This is a genomic window from Thermosporothrix hazakensis, from assembly GCF_003253565.1.
Taxonomy (GTDB): domain Bacteria; phylum Chloroflexota; class Ktedonobacteria; order Ktedonobacterales; family Ktedonobacteraceae; genus Thermosporothrix; species Thermosporothrix hazakensis.
In genome coordinates, this window is record NZ_QKUF01000002.1 from 157,139 (window position 1) to 174,573 (window position 17,435).

14 protein-coding genes are annotated in these 17,435 nt (G+C 57.9%); 9 read left to right on the top strand and 5 right to left on the bottom strand.

Going from position 1 to position 17,435, the window contains the following annotated elements; translation table 11 throughout:
* Positions 1-511 precede the first annotated feature (511 nt).
* The 4 genes from EI42_RS05925 to EI42_RS05940 all read left to right on the top strand — a co-directional run bounded on the left by EI42_RS05925 (position 512) and on the right by EI42_RS05940 (position 5,487).
* Positions 512-904: a DurN family substrate-assisted peptide maturase gene (locus EI42_RS05925; RefSeq protein WP_111319846.1), complete on the top strand. Its 393-nt coding sequence runs from the start codon at positions 512-514 to the stop codon at positions 902-904.
* An 11-nt stretch (positions 905-915) separates the two neighbouring features.
* Positions 916-1,176, top strand: a complete 261-nt coding sequence (locus EI42_RS05930; protein WP_111319848.1) for a cinnamycin family lantibiotic — start codon at positions 916-918, stop codon at positions 1,174-1,176.
* Between the two features lie 234 nt (positions 1,177-1,410).
* Positions 1,411-4,575, top strand: coding sequence for a type 2 lanthipeptide synthetase LanM family protein (locus tag EI42_RS05935; protein ID WP_111319850.1), 3,165 nt, complete (start codon positions 1,411-1,413; stop codon positions 4,573-4,575).
* Between the two features lie 6 nt (positions 4,576-4,581).
* Entirely contained in the window at positions 4,582-5,487 is a 906-nt protein-coding gene (locus EI42_RS05940; RefSeq protein WP_111319852.1) for a Nif11-like leader peptide family natural product precursor, read from the top strand.
* A gap of 51 nt (positions 5,488-5,538) precedes the next feature.
* Here EI42_RS05940 and EI42_RS05945 read toward each other — a convergent pair whose 3' ends face one another.
* The 4 genes from EI42_RS05945 to EI42_RS05960 all read right to left on the bottom strand — a co-directional run bounded on the left by EI42_RS05945 (position 5,539) and on the right by EI42_RS05960 (position 9,904).
* The gene (locus EI42_RS05945; protein ID WP_211326046.1) at positions 5,539-6,195 is read right to left on the bottom strand and encodes a LutC/YkgG family protein; all 657 of its coding nucleotides are present in this window, start codon (positions 6,193-6,195) and stop codon (positions 5,539-5,541) included.
* Positions 6,192-7,610 (bottom strand): LutB/LldF family L-lactate oxidation iron-sulfur protein, encoded by a 1,419-nt coding sequence (locus EI42_RS05950; protein WP_111319854.1) that lies wholly within the window; start codon positions 7,608-7,610, stop codon positions 6,192-6,194. Before EI42_RS05950 ends, EI42_RS05945 begins: the two co-directional genes overlap by 4 nt.
* Positions 7,607-8,350, bottom strand: coding sequence for a (Fe-S)-binding protein (locus tag EI42_RS05955; RefSeq protein ID WP_111319856.1), 744 nt, complete (start codon positions 8,348-8,350; stop codon positions 7,607-7,609). The genes EI42_RS05950 and EI42_RS05955 overlap by 4 nt, the downstream gene beginning before the upstream one ends.
* A 135-nt stretch (positions 8,351-8,485) precedes the next feature.
* Positions 8,486-9,904, bottom strand: coding sequence for an NAD(P)/FAD-dependent oxidoreductase (locus EI42_RS05960; protein WP_211326047.1), 1,419 nt, complete (start codon positions 9,902-9,904; stop codon positions 8,486-8,488).
* Between the two features lie 182 nt (positions 9,905-10,086).
* Between EI42_RS05960 and EI42_RS05965 the strand changes: the two genes are divergently transcribed.
* Positions 10,087-10,728 carry a Type 1 glutamine amidotransferase-like domain-containing protein gene (locus EI42_RS05965; RefSeq protein WP_111319858.1) on the top strand — a complete coding sequence of 214 codons (642 nt, stop codon included), beginning with the start codon at positions 10,087-10,089 and terminating at the stop codon, positions 10,726-10,728.
* A gap of 37 nt (positions 10,729-10,765) precedes the next feature.
* Here the strand turns inward: EI42_RS05965 and EI42_RS05970 are convergent, their stop codons facing one another.
* On the bottom strand, positions 10,766-11,167 hold the full coding sequence (locus EI42_RS05970; protein WP_111319860.1) for an ester cyclase: 402 nt from the start codon (positions 11,165-11,167) through the stop codon (positions 10,766-10,768).
* A gap of 154 nt (positions 11,168-11,321) precedes the next feature.
* On the opposite strand from EI42_RS05970, the gene EI42_RS05975 reads away from it, so the two are divergent.
* The 4 genes from EI42_RS05975 (at position 11,322) to EI42_RS05990 (ending at position 17,429) form a co-directional block, all read left to right on the top strand.
* Positions 11,322-11,789, top strand: coding sequence for a MarR family winged helix-turn-helix transcriptional regulator (locus EI42_RS05975; RefSeq protein ID WP_111319862.1), 468 nt, complete (start codon positions 11,322-11,324; stop codon positions 11,787-11,789).
* A 146-nt stretch (positions 11,790-11,935) separates the two neighbouring features.
* On the top strand, positions 11,936-15,013 hold the full coding sequence (locus tag EI42_RS05980) for a winged helix-turn-helix domain-containing protein (protein WP_170142395.1): 3,078 nt from the start codon (positions 11,936-11,938) through the stop codon (positions 15,011-15,013).
* Positions 15,014-15,086: 73 nt separating this feature from the next.
* The gene (locus tag EI42_RS05985; protein ID WP_170142396.1) at positions 15,087-16,322 is read left to right on the top strand and encodes an MFS transporter; all 1,236 of its coding nucleotides are present in this window, start codon (positions 15,087-15,089) and stop codon (positions 16,320-16,322) included.
* A 93-nt stretch (positions 16,323-16,415) separates the two neighbouring features.
* The gene (locus EI42_RS05990; protein ID WP_111319868.1) at positions 16,416-17,429 is read left to right on the top strand and encodes a LacI family DNA-binding transcriptional regulator; all 1,014 of its coding nucleotides are present in this window, start codon (positions 16,416-16,418) and stop codon (positions 17,427-17,429) included.
* Positions 17,430-17,435: the final 6 nt, after the last annotated feature.

Below are 17,435 nucleotides of genomic sequence, written 5' to 3' on the forward strand. Positions count from 1 at the left end.
AGAATCGTTCCTGATCTCAGACATAGAAATAGTGCAACCGACAGCAGCGACGGAACATCCTGCTCACATCCAGGGGACAGCAGCAGACGAGCAGAGGACACCTCGCCCTCCCGAGCGGGGTACGGAAGGCCACAAAGCCGGTCAGAAGAAGCGTTTGCAACCACTATAAACAAATTTTCTATCATAAATAGTATTTTCTTGTCGATGCAAAATTGCATATTCAGTTTTGTAATGCATATATACTGAAAATAGAGTGTAGTGGAACCGGTCAGAGTGACGAGGCCGCTGACCGCTTCGCGTTCACTCACTGTTTGGTGGGGATGAGTGCAGAGCTGAACAGGGTTCTGAGCTTTTCCTGCACTACAGAGCTCAAGAAGAGAAAGGGAACAAAGCACGCGGTCTGATGGTTTGCTTCGAGCTGTAGTTTGTATGATTTGTTCTGCTCCTCTGTTTGGCTCTCACTCGGTAGGCGCTCACCGTGTTGACAGCATCAGATGAAAGGAGACTGATAATGGACAAACCCATGTCGACTACCAATGTCATGTATGATGGTGATGAGATCCGTCAGATCCAAATGCTGCTTGTCCTGCTCTCGCACCTGCCACCAGACAGTATGCTACGCGAGATCTTTGAACATGCTATGGCGCTTCCCCATGATCCCTGGGCAGCGCGCGTCACCCCCGTTACTGATACCAGTTTCTACGGCCTCAAAACCTGGCTGGAATCCCTCTGGGCCCGCGACGGCCTGAGTGCTGATGAACAGCGGCTGGTCGACTGGCAGCGATCGGGCAAGAATATCGAGATCGCTGTGCGCGAACTCAAGGCAATCCAGCAACTGACAGGCTTTAAATTCGGCATCGTAGCACTGAACCCCGGACAGCAATCGCCAATGGTCTCCCAGTAGGAGGTTTCCCCATGCCTGCACTACCATGCGCAGATGAACAGTTGCTCTATCAAGCCGCCGTTGATCACACATTTCGCAGCGCTCTGATGGAGCAGCCGACCGCGTTTGGCATCGACCGCAACGCCGTGCGGATCCCCGATGCAGTCGAACCACAGGATCAGGCGACGCTCAACTTCTGGCGCGAAGCCATTGCCGCCATTGAGGTCTATGGTTGTGTACAGTCCTGTAGCTTCGGACCAATCACAGCCATCTGCGACGGAAACACCAAATAGCCTGATGCTCGCATCCTCAATGACGCGGATGTAGTGGCCCGACTGTTCGGGCGCTCAGGCAACATCCTCACGGTGGGGGATCAGCGCTCTTCAGCCTGACCTGCTCTGGATCATATCGGGATCACTCCTGATCGGGGGCTGTTTGCCCACACACCTGGCATGTTCGAGCGAGGATACCACCCGCCGCCGAGGATATCCTGAATCTTTACAGACTGATTGCAAGGAGAGTGCGCGATGTTTCCTCTGGATATTGCCTGTCGCGCCAGCAACCTGACAGAACGCGAGCAGCTTGTTACAGCGTTGACCGCCAGGTATGCCACGCCGACATGCACCCTCAGCGCCTTTGATCGCTGGAAAATCGACTCGCTGGCCGAAAAGCTCGCCGGATACATGGAGCCACAGCGCAAGGCCGAGCTCGTCGCCCTCCTCTCGACATACAAACGTTTTGAACTGGGGCTACCCGCTCTGGAAGAGCCTGCACACGCCCTCTTTGTCGAAACACACCGGGCGTGGCTTCCCACCTATCAGCAGGCCCTTGAGATTTATGATCACGCCTCGGTGCAGCAACGCGACCCCGATATTGCCTATGGACGCTTCGCCAGGGCATGCGAACCCTTCCTGCACTACCTTCACCGTGAGCTGGCGTCAGCACGTCATCGAGCGAACACCCTCAGCGGCTGCGAGTTCTTCTCTTCCCAACTGCTCGACGACCTGCAACTTCACCTGCTTGGTCGCTTTGAACTTCCGCTTGCCTGGGCCATCGAGACAGATGCAAAGGTCTATTGCGCCCGCTCTGGCATCAACCGCACCAGCACCACCGCCGACGACTATATCAGCTACCTGAATGTCACCTTCTCGGATCGGGACGCCTACCACCGCTTCTATCTTCGCTTTCCAACCCTCGGGCGCTGGCTGGCACAGATCACACGCTTTGTGCTCGATAACGGCTGCATGCTCATCGAGCGCCTCACTCGTGATCGGGAAGCACTCTCGGCCTGCTTCTCAGGCACACCGATTCGCCGTATCCTGAGCGTTCAGCCGGGCAAGTCCGATTACCATAACGGTGGGCAGAGCGTCACCACTGTTCACGTTGAACTGGAAGATGGAACCCCGGGAACCCTGCTTTACAAGCCGCGTTGTGTCCGCTCCGAGGTCGCGCTTGCGGAGCTTCAGCAGCATCTGGCAACACGTGGCGTGATCCCGTTCGCGACCTACCTGACCATCGCCCGAGACGGGTACGGATTCGCCGCCATGATCCCGCCCCATCGCAACCATGTTACCTCACTGGAACAGGCCGCGCAGATCTATGAGGAAACTGGCGGCTATCTGGGGCTCTTCCATATTCTGGGAGGCAGTGATATTCATCTGGAAAACCTGCTTGTGGCCGATGGCCATGCCTTTATCTGCGATGGTGAAACAATCCTGGGCGTGCTTCCCTGCGGGCAGGAGCAACCGGCTGGCAGTCTGCTCGACTCGGTGTATAAAACGGGGCTGCTCGAATGGCCTCGCACCGATAGTACGGATATGAAACTCAGCGGTGTCGCGGGTGGCAAGCCCTTTCAACTGCCCTACGCGCAACCTCGTATCAGCACACAACGCCTCTCGCTGGCGCTCTCCGTGAGCAGTGAAGTCGGGCTACATGTCGATCCAACCGCCGCAAATCGAGTGTATTTCGAGGGGCAGCTTGTCGAGCCCGAAGCCTTTCAGGAGAGCATCCTGCGCGGCTTTGATCGCGTCCATACCTGGTTTCAGCAGCATCCTGAGGAGGCAACCCGTGTCCTCACGCGCCTCTTCGCTGATGCCTCGGTGCGCTTCATAAGCTGGAGTACGCAGATCTATATGCAATTATTGCTCGCCGCCTCTCATCCCTCCTGCCTGATGGAACCTCTGGAAGTGGATCTGATCTTCGCAAGCCTGCGGTACCACCCGCGCAAATGGGATCATGGCGGCGCTATGGCTGACCGCGAACAGGCATCACTCTGGCGGCTGGATATCCCCATCTTTACTGTCAGGGCGCAGGAGCGCACGCTTGTACATGATCAGCAAACGCCTCTGCCACAGCCGCTTGAGCTCTCGCCGCTTGAATATGCCACGCAGCGCATCAAACACCTGACCCCGGAAAACCGGCTCCGCCAGCGCCACTATATTCGAGCGAGCCTCTCCACGGCAGAGGTTCAGAATCCATCTTTTGTGGCTTCGGCGCTCGACTACGCCCGGCAGATCGGCGAGCAGCTCTGCATGCATCTGCGCCCACCCACGGCCTCCGCCCCGTGGACATCGTACCGGCTGACTCGCGAGGGCCTGGCCGAGGTTGACATCAGCACCGAGCTCTACAATGGCTCCGCTGGCATCGCGCTATTCCTGGCCTATCTCGATGCGATCGAGCCTCGGCCCGCCTTTCGTGCAGCAGCAGAACGGGCACTCGATCACGCGATCACCCGGCGCGACCCGTCACAACCTGGCGCATTCCAGGGAATCGGTGGTCTGATCTATCTCCTCACGCATCTGGCACATCTCTGGCAGCGCCCGGACCTCCTGGTGCTGGCGACCAGACTCAGCCGAGAGCTGGCCACCTTGATCGAGCAGGATCGAGCATTTGATGTGCTTGGCGGTACCGCAGGCCTGATTCCCGTCCTGATCGGGCTGGCACAGGCAACCACCGACGAGCCGCTGAAACTGGTTCAGCACTGCGTGCGTCATCTGCTTCAACATGCTGAACACCAGGGCGACACGCTGAGCTGGCCTTCACCGCATCCCGAAGAGGCAAAGGCAAATCTGACCGGCTTTGCCCACGGAGCCAGCGGCATCGGTTGGGCACTGATTCTCGCGGGCTGTGCTATCGGGCAGCCTGAGGCAATCGAGGCCGGACGGCAGGCCTTCGCGTATGAGGCGCTGCACTTCGACCCCGAAGAACAGGACTGGTACGACCTGCGTACCCGCGGCATCACGCCAAACAAGAAGGGTCTGCATTTCGCCAATGCCTGGTGTAACGGAGCGGCGGGCATCGGCCTGAGCCGTATTGCCTGCTGGTCGCTGCTCGGCGATGACCACCTGCTCCATGAGGCTTCGCTTGCGCTGGCGGCCACATTGCGCAATTTTCATAAGCTCAGCAATGACACGCTCTGTCATGGGCGATCGGGCAATGCTGAACTCTTCCTCCGCTTCGCCTGTCTGAAGCAGGAGCCCGCCTTCAGGGTAGAGGCCAACGTCCAGGCACAGAGTCAATGGCGCTCCTTTGAGAAGGCGCGAAGCTGGCTCTTCGGCGGCGCAAATGTCGATGTCTTCCCTGGCCTGATGCTCGGGCTGGCAGGCTTCGGCATGCACTTCCTGCGGCTGGCCTATCCCGAGCGTGTTCCTTCACCGTTACTTCTGGATTCTCCGCAGTTAGAAAGGAAATAAGCAGCTATGTCTATCCAAACCTGCACCACTTTTCTTCACGAGATCCTCTCTTCAACTGAGCTCAGGCAGCAAATGAAGGCAGTAACGGATACCAGAGAAATTATTGAGCTCGGGCGCAAATATGGCTACATCTTCGATATGCAGGACCTGATCGCCGCCTCATCCTCATTCAACCAGGAAAGCGCTCCACACCAGCCGCCACCCACCGAGCAGAAGCCCGCCTTCTATCACTATGAATATGATATGGAACAGATTCGGGGCTTCGAGGAGATCGTCAAAGAGCTGGAGAACCTGAAAATCAAGCCACCCACTGTTGATATGGAGCGCTACGAGCAGAGTTTCCGCACGGATGACTTTCAGTTTCTCTCCCTGTCGCCTGCGGACCCCGCTTTCGAGGGACGGTACAAAGAGATCATGCAAGCGCACTGGGAGCCTTCCGCCGAAGCGCACGAGTTTTCGCGCCGCGACTTCCATCTTGTCAATCTCGATCAGCACATCAACCACCCGGGGTATGAAGCCTACCTGGAAGCCAAAACGCGCATGATCTCCCTGCTGGAAGCATTCTTCGGCTGCGAGATCCGCTTTTCGGGCAGTATGTGGTATCCGCCCTTTGCCTACCGCCTCTGGCATACGAACGAATCCCAGGCGGGTTGGCGCATGTACCTGATCGACTTTGACACGCCTTCCGGTGGCGGGCGTTCCTTCTTCCGCTACATGAATCCGGAAAACAAGGAGATTGTCACGCTGGAAGAGCGCCCGAAGATAGCCCGCTTCTTCAAAATTGAGCAGGCAAAGGAAAAGCTCTTCTGGCACTGTATTGCCAATGCCAGCATGCGAAACCGCTGGAGCTTTGGCTTCATCGTTCCTGATAACTGGCTTGAGCGCTTCCCACAGCAAGACAACCCGATCTGATTCCTCTACCCGTTATCCAACCGCTTCCAACACGAAGGCAACATGGTTTCCTCAACCATGTTGCCTTTTATCATGCTGACTCACCACACAAACGATCAGGGTCCGCGGACCATGCACCCCTTCAACGCGGCAGAACTCAATATCACTGGTGGCAGAGGGGCCGGAAATAAAGGTGATAGGCCGCATGGCATGCTCGGCCAACTTCGCGATGGCTTCGGGGACCAGCCCAACCACCTGACGCTCGAAGACCACACAGCAATGCAGGTCGGGAATCAGCGAGAGAGCCCGCCGCCCCTGTGTCTCGCCGGCATTCAGCACGATTGTGCCCGTTTGGGCAATCGCCAGCGCACAGCCTGTCATCACATTGGAGAACTCGTTCAGTTCGCGGGTGCTCAAAGGGGGCACATCTCGACGCACCTCCACGCCATCAGGCAGCCAGGAGCGCGGGAGATCTGCCGGTATCACCAGCCGTTTCACATGAAAGCGTTGACAAACAGCCGTGACCTCCTGCGACAGATTATCCTCGGAGGTACGAATAACATGCGCCTTATAGTCGCGCAGACACGCTACGAACTCATTCAGGATGGTTTCGCGATCACGCTCGTCACGCTGCCGGTACGAGCGCTCGACTTCGGGCGGCTCCTCAATTGTGGCATTCGCCCACCAGATCCGGGTGAGCATTTTGTACTTCGCATTCTGCAAGGTCATCGCTTCGCTCCTTTTTGGCGCTCACGCCACCACTCACGAAAGCTCTGGTTGGGGACGGGGTGCAGATCGCGAGCTGCCGTCCAGCCTGCCAGCATGCCCGGCAAAGAGGTAATGGTCCCCTGATGGATAAAAGGAATCTGCCCCTGTCGCGCTAGCCGTTGCGCCTGCTCGTAGCGCCAGGGATCCGCGAAGATCTGGCCCATCACCCGCATCGCGGCCACCTCAGGATTGAGCAGCGATTCCTGACGCGTGACCTTGCTCCGCAGATGAAGCAGCACTTCAGGGATATTGATGCGAACCGGACAGACTTCATAGCAGGCTCCGCACAGGCTCGACGCATAGGGAAGCGTCGCCGCGTGCTTCTCGCCCACCAGTTGCGGCGTGAGAATTGCCCCGATGGGCCCGGGATAGACCGACCCGTAGGCATGGCCACCAGTGCGCGCGTAGACGGGACAGAAGTTGAGGCAGGCGCTACAACGAATGCAGTGCAATGCCTGTCGCCCGATCGCGTCGGCAAGCACACGCGTGCGCCCGTTGTCGAGCAGCACCAGATGAAACGCCTGTGGTCCATCTCCCGGGGTGACACCCGTCCACATGCTGGTGTAAGGGTTCATTCTTTCGCCGGTCGCGCTACGCGGCAAGAGCTGGAGAAAGACCCCCAGATCCTCAAAGGTGGGAATAATCTTTTCAATACCCATCACCGTAATCAGCGTCTCAGGCAGCGTCAGGCACATGCGCCCGTTGCCCTCGCTCTCGACCACGCCGATGGTTCCAGTCTCGGCAATGGCGAAATTCGCCCCGCTGATCGCCACGCGCACTGTAAGGAACAGTTCACGCAGATAGTGCCGGGACGCCTCCGCAAGCTGGCGGGGGTCATCCGAGAGTTCCTGCCCACGAGCAATGGTGTTCATGAACAGCTCCCGAATCTCCTGGCGGTTCTTGTGAATGGCAGGCACCACGATATGCGAGGGTGTGTCATGCGAGAGCTGGATAATAAGCTCGGCCAGATCGGTTTCAATCGCGTGAATGCCCGCCGCTGCGAGCGCCTTATTTAACTGGATCTCTTCGGTGGTCAGCGACTTGACCTTGAGCACCTGACTGACGCCGGTCTGCTCTACAAGCCGGGTCACAATACGGTTCGCTTCATCGGCATCGTGTGCCCAATGGACGTGACCGCCCGCCCTCTGCACAGCCTCTTCAAGCTGCAACACATAGTCATCCAGGTGACGCATCACTCGTGCCTTGAGCGCCGCACCAGCCGCACGGAGTTCTTCCCAGTCGGGCAACTCGGAGACCACCGCATTGCGCTTCGCTCGAATCGTGGTCGTGGCATGCTCCAGATTGTGGCGAAGCTGGCTGTTGCTCAGCTCTTTGCGAGCCGCTTTCGGAAACATCGGCAGGGTCCGTGTCTTCATGATCGGGCCTCGCTTTCCGTCTGGACCAGTATCTCGGCAAGATGCATTGTCTTCACGCCTGCCCGGAGCCGGTGCAAACCGCCACCAATATGCATCAGACAGGAGGTGTCGCCAGCACAAAGCACCTCGGCTTCCGTGTCGAGCACATGTCGCATCTTATCGCCAAGCATCGCCATTGAGGTATCAGCATTCTTGATGGCAAAGGTGCCACCAAAGCCACAGCACTCATGTGAGTCGGGCAGCTCAACCAGATTGATTCCCTTGACCGCCCGCAACAACTGCAATGGCGCGTCACCAACATGCAGGATGCGCAGGCTATGACAGGTGGGATGATAGGTCACGCGATGGGGAAAATACGCGCCGACATCCCGCACACCAAGCCGCTTGACCAGAAATTCCGAGAGCTCATACACGCGGGGTCGAAGCTCCTCGACAGCTTCACAGAGCCGTCCATCACCAGATTTTCGGGCAACAACGGGATAATATTCGCGCACCATACCAACGCAGGAGGCGGAAGGGGCAACCACAATCTCCGCATCCCCGAACACCTGAACAAAGCGACGAACCAGCGGGAGCGTCTCCCGTTGATAGCCTGTGTTGAAATGCATCTGACCGCAGCAGGTCTGCGCCTCTGAGAACTCGACAGTATGACCGAGACGCTCAAGCAGACGCGTGGTAGCAATACCCACGTGAGGAAATAACGTATCATTAAAGCAGGTAATAAAGAGGGCAACTCGCATAAAGCATCCATCCTCTCACAGGCGGCGTTCTGATTTCCGATTTCTCTTTCTACTATACCGATTACAGAGAAATGCCCGGCCATCCTGTGGAGGTGGAAGAGAGAGCAGGGGCAGCCCTGCACTCTTTTCAAGGTCTCAGGTCGTCTGCAACTCCAGCATCTTCTGATGGAGCGGTGTACCCGTCTGCAACCGAATCTGACCGGTTTCACGGCCCAGAATGGCGGAAAGCACCCAGTTCAGCGTGAGTTGCAGGCGCTTGGTCATCGAGGGAATCCGAAGCAAGTACACGAGGTGCCAGACAACCCAGGCGGGCAGTCCGGTCAGCGTCACATCGCCAATCCTTGCCACGCCAGTTTGACGACCGAGCAGCACCAGATGACCAAGCATCTTGAACTCATATGGCTCTGGCTGCCCGCCACGAATCACCGTCGCAATCGCCTTGCCAAGATAGTTCCCCTGATGCAGGGCAGCCTGTGCGGTTGCCGGAATCGGGTTTCCTGTGGCCGAGTCATACGCCCAGGCCGAATCTCCCAACACATAGACGTCTGGATGCGTGGGAATGCGCAGGTATTGATCGACAAAGACCGCGCCATTGTGCGCATGATGCACGGGCAATTCTTTCACCACGTGCGGGGCTGTCGTTCCGGCGGCCCAGAAGAGCGTATGTGATGGAATCGTGCCGTGAGACGTCTCGACCGTAGTCGCGGTCACTGCCTTGACCGATGTCCCGGTGTGGATCTCAATGCCCTCGCTCTCAAGCACCTGCCGCGTCTTCTGCGCGATCCCGGGGTTACTTGTGGGCAGAATCCGATCCGCACGACCAGCCACAATCACCCGTACCGGATGATTCACCAGCCACGGATATTCTCTCGCGAGTCCACTGGTCACATAATCATGGATAATAGCTGCAAGCTCAACACCGGTATCACCCGCCCCACCAACCACAAACGTCAGGAAAGCCTGCTTCTCCTCTGGATCAGAGGTGCGATGTGCAGCCTCAATGCAGTCTATCAGCCGGTTGCGCAATTCCAGCGCATCGGCAGGGGTATGGAACGGGAATGCATATTCTTCCAGGCCCGGCAAATGCGGCATCGTGGTATGACTGCCCAGCGCGATGACCAGGATGTCATAGGAGCGCATGCCAGCCGAGGTGTGCACCCGCTTGTTCTCAAGATCAATCCCGACGACCTCAGCATGCAACACGTGGAAGTGCCGTCCTCGCTGGAAGGCCCGAATAGGGATCAGAATGTTGTCTGGATCTGCTCGCCCGCTGGCAACCGTCCAGAGAAGCGGCGTAAACAACATATCATTGTTTCGATCCACCACCAGGATGCTGACATTATCCGATGGTCCAAATTGCTGGTCGAGCTTCAAAGCGGTAGAGAGACCTCCGAAGCCAGCCCCCAGGATCAGGATACGCGTTCCTGACTGGTGATACGATTCCTCCGACTGGCTGACATGCGCCTCTTCTTCCCGCCTGTGCTGCCACCATTTTCGTCCGAGAAGCACGCCCCCTGCGGCGGCCAATCCCAACAACGCCATTCGTTTTCGCATGCGCTTCTCCTCCTTTCCCTGATTGCAAAACAGAGCAGAACCGGTCTGCCTTCTGGGTATACACGATAGAAAGCCAACCCGGTGTAACAGCAAAGCCTGGCTTCTCTCGCCTACCTCACCCATATTGACAGCACATGCTACGCTGGATAACACATCCATTTGCTGAAGGAGATCCTTTATCTATGCGTCTTTTCCTTTCCTCGTTCCGGCTTGGCAGGCAACCAGAGCAACTGGCCCATCTGGTCAAAGAGAACAGGCGAGCGGCAATCATCCTGAACGCCTGTGACACGCTCACAGAAACAGACCGGCAGCTACGCCTGCAACAGGAGATGACAGCGCTTACCGAGCTTGGTCTGACACCGGTTGAGCTCGACCTGCGCCACTACTTCAACAAAACCGAGGAGCTTGCGGCCCTGCTTCCTGCTTTCGGTTTGATCTGGGTACGGGGAGGCAACTCGTTCGTATTGCGCCGAGCCATGCGTACCAGCGGCTTTGATACGCTCCTGCCCGATCTGCTACGACATGATGCACTTGCCTACGGGGGCTATAGCGCGGGTGCTGTTGTGCTGACCCCATCATTGCGGGGCGTGGAACTGGTTGATGATGTAGAAGCATGCCCCGCTGGCTACGCTCCTGAGCCGGTCTGGGAGGGGTTGAACCTTGTTCCCTATGCGCTGGCTCCGCATTATCGCTCTGAGCATCCTGAGTCAGCAGCGGTCGAGCAACTGGTTCAATACTATATTGACCATCATATCTCTTTTAAAGCATTGCGGGACGGGGAGGTCATCCTGATAGATGGCGAGCAGGAAACGGTGCTCTCCTGAGATTCGGGAGGCGGCCCTTGCACCAGGCCGCCAATCCCTAGCCGCCAATCTGCTGGAGCATGGAGGGAAGATCTATCAGGCCACGATGCGAGACAATCTTTCCCGCCCGAAGCTTGAAGAAACGATAGCCCCCGATCGCAAACGTCTTACCTGTCGCAGGAATGCCACGAAACGGCTCCCCCGTATGTGTGCCTTTCAGCGTCAGGCAGACGGCGACAGTATCCCCTTGCCCGACGATCTCTTCAATAATGGTTTCATGATCAGGATAGGCCGCCTGCATCAGCGCAAGCGCACGTTCATGCCCCTCGCGGTTGCGCGGCTCATACGTGAAATCGTAATACGCGGGATCAAGAAAGTCGTCAAGCGCATCTGTCCGCTTGTTGTTCCAGACCTCGGTAAGAAAGCGCGTCACCACGGCACAGTTATCTGAAACGGTCATCCGGTATCCTCCATCGTGTTCAAATCGTTCTTTCTCTATGAAAGCGTTTTCGCTCTCAAATAGTCAAGCAACCTGACTACCTCAAGGAGTATACTCTATACAGAGAAAATAGTCAAGCAACCTGACCATTACATGAGAAAAAGGAACGGAATTGATGGAACCGACACCTACCTATGACCTGACCATCCTGCTCGGGCTCGGCTTCCGCAGCATCATTGACGCGCTGCACGAGCATCTGACAGCCCGGGGCTATGGTGACGTGCGCCCGGCGCATGGCTTTGCCTTTACCCGCCTGGCTCCGGCTGGCGCGACCGGAAACGAGCTCGCCGAATTCCTGGATATCACCAAGCAGGCAGCCAGCGAAATGATCGACTACCTTGAGCGGAGAGGCTATGTGGCACGGCAGCCGCACCCCCAGGACAGGCGCGGCAAGCTTGTCACCCTGACAGAACGAGGCTGGAGCTGCATTCGCGAGACTGAAGCATTTCTCTCGCACCTGGAAAGGCAACTAACAGCAGAGCTTGGAGCCGAGCGGATGCACACCCTGCGCACAGATCTGCGTCACCTGGTCATGCTGGTCAATGGGGGCACGCTGCCCCAGAAGTTCCGCCCGACCTGGTAAATGAGCACCGTCGCGTCCGGATGCATCAGCACCCCTCCAGGGACGCCAGAAGTGCAGGAACTTGCATCCTCTCCCTTCAGGGGTTATACTCTTCTCATACATGTTGGGGAACAGTCGTTCATTTTTTTCAGGAATTTAGGAGACGAATGGCAAAGGCAACGCTTGTCTGGTCGCAGGATGCACAGCGCTATCTCTGGCGCGACACACAGGAGAGCGGTATTGTAGAGCCGGAAACATGGAAACAGCGGCTCTCAGCATATACCTCATTCTCATTTCAGGGCAGAGAAGGACAGCTCACGCTGCTCAAAGAGATGCGCCCACGCGGCAACGACGGCTACTGGTATGCCTATCGTCGGCGGGGCAAGCGAACAGTCAAGCGCTACGTCGGGCGCACAGGAGACCTGGACTTCGATCGCCTTGAACAGATCGCGCGAACCCTCATGGAGCAGCCCGCCCCCTCCAAACCAGACGAGCGACCTGTTGACCTGCTGCTCTCGAAAACACGGCTCCCCAGGCTACATTCTGCGCTGCTCGTCCGAGATCACTTGCTGCGTCAGCTTGATCGAAGCCTGGAACAGAAGCTCACCCTGATTTCCGCGCCCGCCGGTTCAGGAAAAACCACTCTGGTGCGGCAGTGGATCGCCGCACGACAGGAGTCCATGCCGCCGGTTGCCTGGGTCTCACTGGATGCCGACGACAACGATGCAAGCCGTTTCTGGCGCTATGTGATGACCGCCTGCCTGCATTTCCAGAGCGGGATACAGGACGCCCTGACGCTCCTTCAAACGAAGGCGCAACCACCCTTCGAGCCATCAATCATCGAGACAGCACTGACTCTGTTCCTGAACGAGCTGGCGCAATCCAGGCATGGGGGTGTGCTGGTGCTGGATGATTACCACGTTATTACCTCCAAGCGTATCCAGGAAAACATGACATTCTTCCTCGACTACCTCCCCGAGGACATGCACGTCATCATCACGACACGAAGTGATCCGGCATTCCCGCTGGCTCGCCTGCGTGCCCGGAACGAGCTCTATGAGATCCAGTCCGCGGCGCTGCGCTTTACGCAAGCGGAAACCCGGCGCCTGCTCCAACAGGAAACGGGAGCGTCCGTTCTCCCTGAGGTCGCACAACAGATCACGACGCACTTCGAAGGATGGGCCGCCGGGCTGCGTCTGCTCCTGTACACATTGCAAGCACACGCAGCCTTCCCGGAAATGAACACCATCCTGCACACCTTCGCGAGCCGTCAGGACTCGTTGCAGGACTATTTTGTCACGGAGGTGCTGAACACACAGCCTGAGCCCATGCAACGGTTTCTGTTGCAGACAAGCGTGCTCGGTCGCCTGAACGCTTCCCTCTGTGATGCACTGACCGGCAGCCATGACAGTCAGCACATCCTTGCTGAGCTGGCCCGGCTGAACCTATTCCTTGAGCCGCTCGGCGCGGGTGAATGGTACCGCTATCATGGACTCTTTGCCGAGGCTATGCAGCAGGAAGCCCGGCAGCGGTTGGGAGCAGAGACGCTCTCAGCTCTCTCTTCACAGGCAAGTCTCTGGTATGAACAGCACGGCTTCTACACGGAAGCAATCGAGGCGGCGCTGCACGCCCGCAACTATCCGCGTGCCATTGTTTTGATTGAACGCTTGCTTGCGCTCTCGCCACACGAAAACCAGCAACGCGACTACCACGCCCTGTATCACTGGTTAAGCCAGCTTCCCACCGAGCAGCTCACACAGCACCCGGCGCTTTGCCTGGCATACGCGATCGCCCGGTTGTTTACCGTCGTCACCTGGCAGCCCTCCGGGGAACATCTGGAAAGCATCGAAGGGTTCCTGCGTATCGCGGAGGAGCACTTTCAGGCCGAGAACAATCATCCGCGCCTGGGTGAAATCTACGCATTTCGCGCCCTGCTTGCCTGGCGGCAGGATGACTCCGAGCTGGCCGGGAAATATGCCCGACACGCCCTGACCTTGCTCTCGCCCGAACAACTCTCCTGGCGCTGCCTGAGCCTGAGCATGGCAGGAAAAGCTGCATTACTGCATCTGGGAGAGGTCACGACCTCGCGTCAGCTCCTCGAAGAGGCCTACGCGCTCTGTCAGGAGGTCGATAATCACTACTTCAAACGGACGACCGCGAACATGCTGGCCCGCACCTATACGGAGCAGGGCGAACTGCATCGCGCCGCCGACTACTATCAGCGCGCGCTGGACGAGGCGAGGGCCCATATCTATAGCAATGATATCGCGCACGCCCTGCTCGGCCTTGCACACATCTCGTATGAGTGGAACGAGCTCGCTACCGCCCAACAGCAGATACAGGAAGCGCTGGCCATCAATGAGCAGCTTGGCTACACGCTTCATCAGGTACAGGGAACCTTGCAGCTTGCTCGCATCAGTCACGCCCGAGGAGAAAGTCAGCAGGCCATTCACCGGCTGCACATGCTGGCAAACAGCATGAAAGGCCTTTCTGGCTCCCTTCCTGTGACGCTCATTCGTGAGATACAGGCGCTACAGGCACAGCAAGCACTGGCAGCGGGAGATCTGGCAACCGTACAGCGCTGGATCCATAGCACGCGTGATGAGGCGGTACAGCCCTTCACTGCCGAACGTGAGGCGCTGGTACTTGCTCGCTGGCTTCACAGACAGCACCGCGATGACGAGGCACTCGACCTCTTGCAACGCCTGCGGTGCGAGGCTGAGGCATCGGGCCATATGCGCAGTGTCTATGAGATACAGGCCCTGCTCGCCCTGCTCTATGCCGCACAGAAGCAGTACGCCCGCGCACAACAGACGCTTCGTTCCCTGCTTGAACAGACCTATGTCGAGGGCTATATGCGCCTGTTTCTGGATGAGGGCAAAGCAATGATGGACCTGCTACACTCCCTGCTTCCATCGCGGACGTCCTCTCTGGCTGGCTACATCCAGCGCCTGCTACATGCCTCACCGGAAGAGCCCCAACCTGCACCTGCCCTGCTGGAGCCACTCAGTCCACAAGAGCAACGTGTGCTCTATCAGCTTTCACTCGGTCGCTCCAATGCCGACATCGCACAACAGTTGATTGTCTCTGTCAACACGGTGCGCACGCAGGTGCAGAGCATCTATCGCAAGCTGAACGTGCATAACCGCGCCTCCGCCATCAAGGTCGCGCATCGTCTGGGTCTTCTCAATCCCGTTCCCCAACAGGCGAACGAGTATCATACACCCTATCGTCATTCGGGATGATGTGCGCCACTCTCCCCGAATGCTACCCTATCGACGTACTCACACACACTGATCTATGATGGAGGAAAAAAACATGCGTCGATGGGGCGTTGTTCTCGCGGTCGGACTCTCAATCATCATGTTCTCTGTTGATATGAATGTGGTTGCGCTGGCACTCCCGGTGATGGGGCGTGCCTTTCACCAGACAGACGCAGCTATGTCCGCCGTGATGATGGTATATTCTGTCCCCTTAACCCTGCTGATGCTGCCCGCCGGGCTCCTTATCACCCGCTGGTCACCACTTACCACCTTTCTTGTCGGCGTGCTTGGCTTCGGTATAGCCAGCATGATCTGCGCTTTTGCGCCCTCATTCTCTGTGCTGCTGATCGGACGTGCGGTACAGGGCGCATTTGGAGCACTGATCGGCTCACAGGGAATGGCGATTGCCACTGCCGCGATTGAGCCACACGAGCGCGGGCGAGCAATGGGAATTCTCGGTTCAATGGGACCATTAGGAGCCATTGCCGGGCCAGCGCTTGGGGGGCTCATACTCTCCGTATGGGAATGGCCCGCCGTGTTCCTGGTCAATATCCCGGTTGTGCTGATCGCGACAGTGCTGGCGCTGCTCTGCTTGCCCGGCGTCACGTTTGGTACTGTCACCCGGAGCGGTTTCGGGCAGATGGGCTACCTGCTGCGTCAGCCCCGCTTTCTCGGTTCGCTGGTTATCCTGCTTGCCTTTAGTTCAGCCAGTGGAGCGCTCTCGTACCTGATGCCATTCGTGCTGCAAGACGTGCATCATCTCGATCTGGCGGCCTCCGGCTTTATCCTGCTGATTCCATCACTCAGCATGCTGATTATAGGTCCTCCCGGAGGCTTCCTGACCGACCGCCTGGGCGTGCGGCTGATGATGCCTCTCGGCTGGACGATCTCACTGATCGGGCTACTGATGCTCCTTCTGACCATCGCCACCCCGACCAGCGCCCTTGATCTGGACTGGCGTCTCTTGCTCTTTGGCCTGGGCAATGGCCTCGCTTACGGCCCGCTTCTCACCTTTATGATGAGCATCGGCCCACGTGAAACGCTCGGAGCCGCAAGCGCGCTTTCCAACACCGCGCGACAGTTTGGCTTTCTCTGCGGTCCGGCACTGGTCAGTCTGCTCTGGTCCTGGCAAGCAACCGCCAGTATGGCAACCCGCGCGACCAGCAGCGTGCTTGTCATGCTCGGGCTCGGGATCATCGCACTGATCTGTACGTTCCTCTCGGTGCGCGGTCTGCCCCGCACGCTGACCGAGGAGCCACAAGAAACAGTCCTGGAACCGGTTCATGAGTAGACCTTTAATGAGGCCCGGCAACGATCGGGCCTCTTGACAAGTCCTGCCTTTATCGGGTAAAGTCATACGTATGACGTACCCGGAGAGGAATGTATGCAGGAGAAACAGCCACGCCCAACCAGTTTCGATGTAGCGCGTCGCGCCGGGGTCTCGCAATCAGCCGTGTCACTTGTCTTTGGCGGAAAAGCGGAGGGCCGCGTAGGGAAGCGCACACAGGAAGCCATCCTTCAAGCCGCGCGTGAACTTGGCTACCACCCGAACAGAGCCGCACGCACGCTTCGTTCTGGACGCTCCCGAATTGTTGCACTCGTCGTTCCCGATGTCAGTAACCCCTACTTTGCCGCCGTGCTTCAGGGTGCTGAAGAAGCCGCACGCACATCGGGCTACTCTGTACTGCTTGCTCAATTGCACGAGGAACAGGACTGGCAACACGTTGTTCTGGACGCACTGACCTCTCGCGCCGTGGACGGTTTCCTGTTCTGCACCCTGCAACCGCCCAGCGAGAGCATAGCGCAGGTCTTGCAGGGGAAAGCGATCATTGTCGATGAAACCTATCAGGGCCTCCCATCACTTCAACTGGACGTGGAGACAGGCATGCAGGCAGCAATGGAACATCTCATTCACCTGGGGCACAGGCGCATTGCTCATCTGGGTGCCGCTGTCGATGCCACCTCGTTCCATCAGCGACATCATGCCTATCAGGCAGCGCTACATCAGGCCGGGCTCTCATTTCCAGCAGACTATCTGGCGCGTGCCGCTTTTACCAGTGCCGATGCATCGCGAGCTGCCCATCAGCTTCTGACCTGCCCTGAGCCGCCATCAGCGATTGTCTGTGATAGCGATGTGCTGGCGGTTGGGGTCTACAAAGCAGCTCGGGCGCTGCACCGCTCAATTCCGCGTGATCTCTCGGTTGTCAGCTTCGATGACAGCATTATCGCCAGCATGCTTGACCCCGAGTTGACCACCGTTGCCATTCCAGCTCGCACGATTGGTGCGCAGGCGCTTGCGTTGCTCTTGCAGGCGCTTGAAGAAGGGACAGCCCCCGCGTCACTGACCATCCCTCTCACATTGATGATTCGGGCCTCGACGGCGCAACCGGCAGGCTAGGCAGTC

Excerpts from the sequence above, each read along its gene's own strand:
- EI42_RS05925 (WP_111319846.1), top strand. The coding sequence starts at position 512 with ATGGACAAACCCATGTCGACTACCAATGTCATGTATGATGGTGATGAG.
- EI42_RS05930 (WP_111319848.1), top strand. The coding sequence starts at position 916 with ATGCCTGCACTACCATGCGCAGATGAACAGTTGCTCTATCAAGCCGCC.
- EI42_RS05935 (WP_111319850.1), top strand. The coding sequence starts at position 1,411 with ATGTTTCCTCTGGATATTGCCTGTCGCGCCAGCAACCTGACAGAACGC.
- EI42_RS05940 (WP_111319852.1), top strand. The coding sequence starts at position 4,582 with ATGTCTATCCAAACCTGCACCACTTTTCTTCACGAGATCCTCTCTTCA.
- EI42_RS05945 (WP_211326046.1), bottom strand. The coding sequence starts at position 6,195 with ATGACCTTGCAGAATGCGAAGTACAAAATGCTCACCCGGATCTGGTGG.
- EI42_RS05950 (WP_111319854.1), bottom strand. The coding sequence starts at position 7,610 with ATGAAGACACGGACCCTGCCGATGTTTCCGAAAGCGGCTCGCAAAGAG.
- EI42_RS05955 (WP_111319856.1), bottom strand. The coding sequence starts at position 8,350 with ATGCGAGTTGCCCTCTTTATTACCTGCTTTAATGATACGTTATTTCCT.
- EI42_RS05960 (WP_211326047.1), bottom strand. The coding sequence starts at position 9,904 with ATGCGAAAACGAATGGCGTTGTTGGGATTGGCCGCCGCAGGGGGCGTG.
- EI42_RS05965 (WP_111319858.1), top strand. The coding sequence starts at position 10,087 with ATGCGTCTTTTCCTTTCCTCGTTCCGGCTTGGCAGGCAACCAGAGCAA.
- EI42_RS05970 (WP_111319860.1), bottom strand. The coding sequence starts at position 11,167 with ATGACCGTTTCAGATAACTGTGCCGTGGTGACGCGCTTTCTTACCGAG.
- EI42_RS05975 (WP_111319862.1), top strand. The coding sequence starts at position 11,322 with ATGGAACCGACACCTACCTATGACCTGACCATCCTGCTCGGGCTCGGC.
- EI42_RS05980 (WP_170142395.1), top strand. The coding sequence starts at position 11,936 with ATGGCAAAGGCAACGCTTGTCTGGTCGCAGGATGCACAGCGCTATCTC.
- EI42_RS05985 (WP_170142396.1), top strand. The coding sequence starts at position 15,087 with ATGCGTCGATGGGGCGTTGTTCTCGCGGTCGGACTCTCAATCATCATG.
- EI42_RS05990 (WP_111319868.1), top strand. The coding sequence starts at position 16,416 with ATGCAGGAGAAACAGCCACGCCCAACCAGTTTCGATGTAGCGCGTCGC.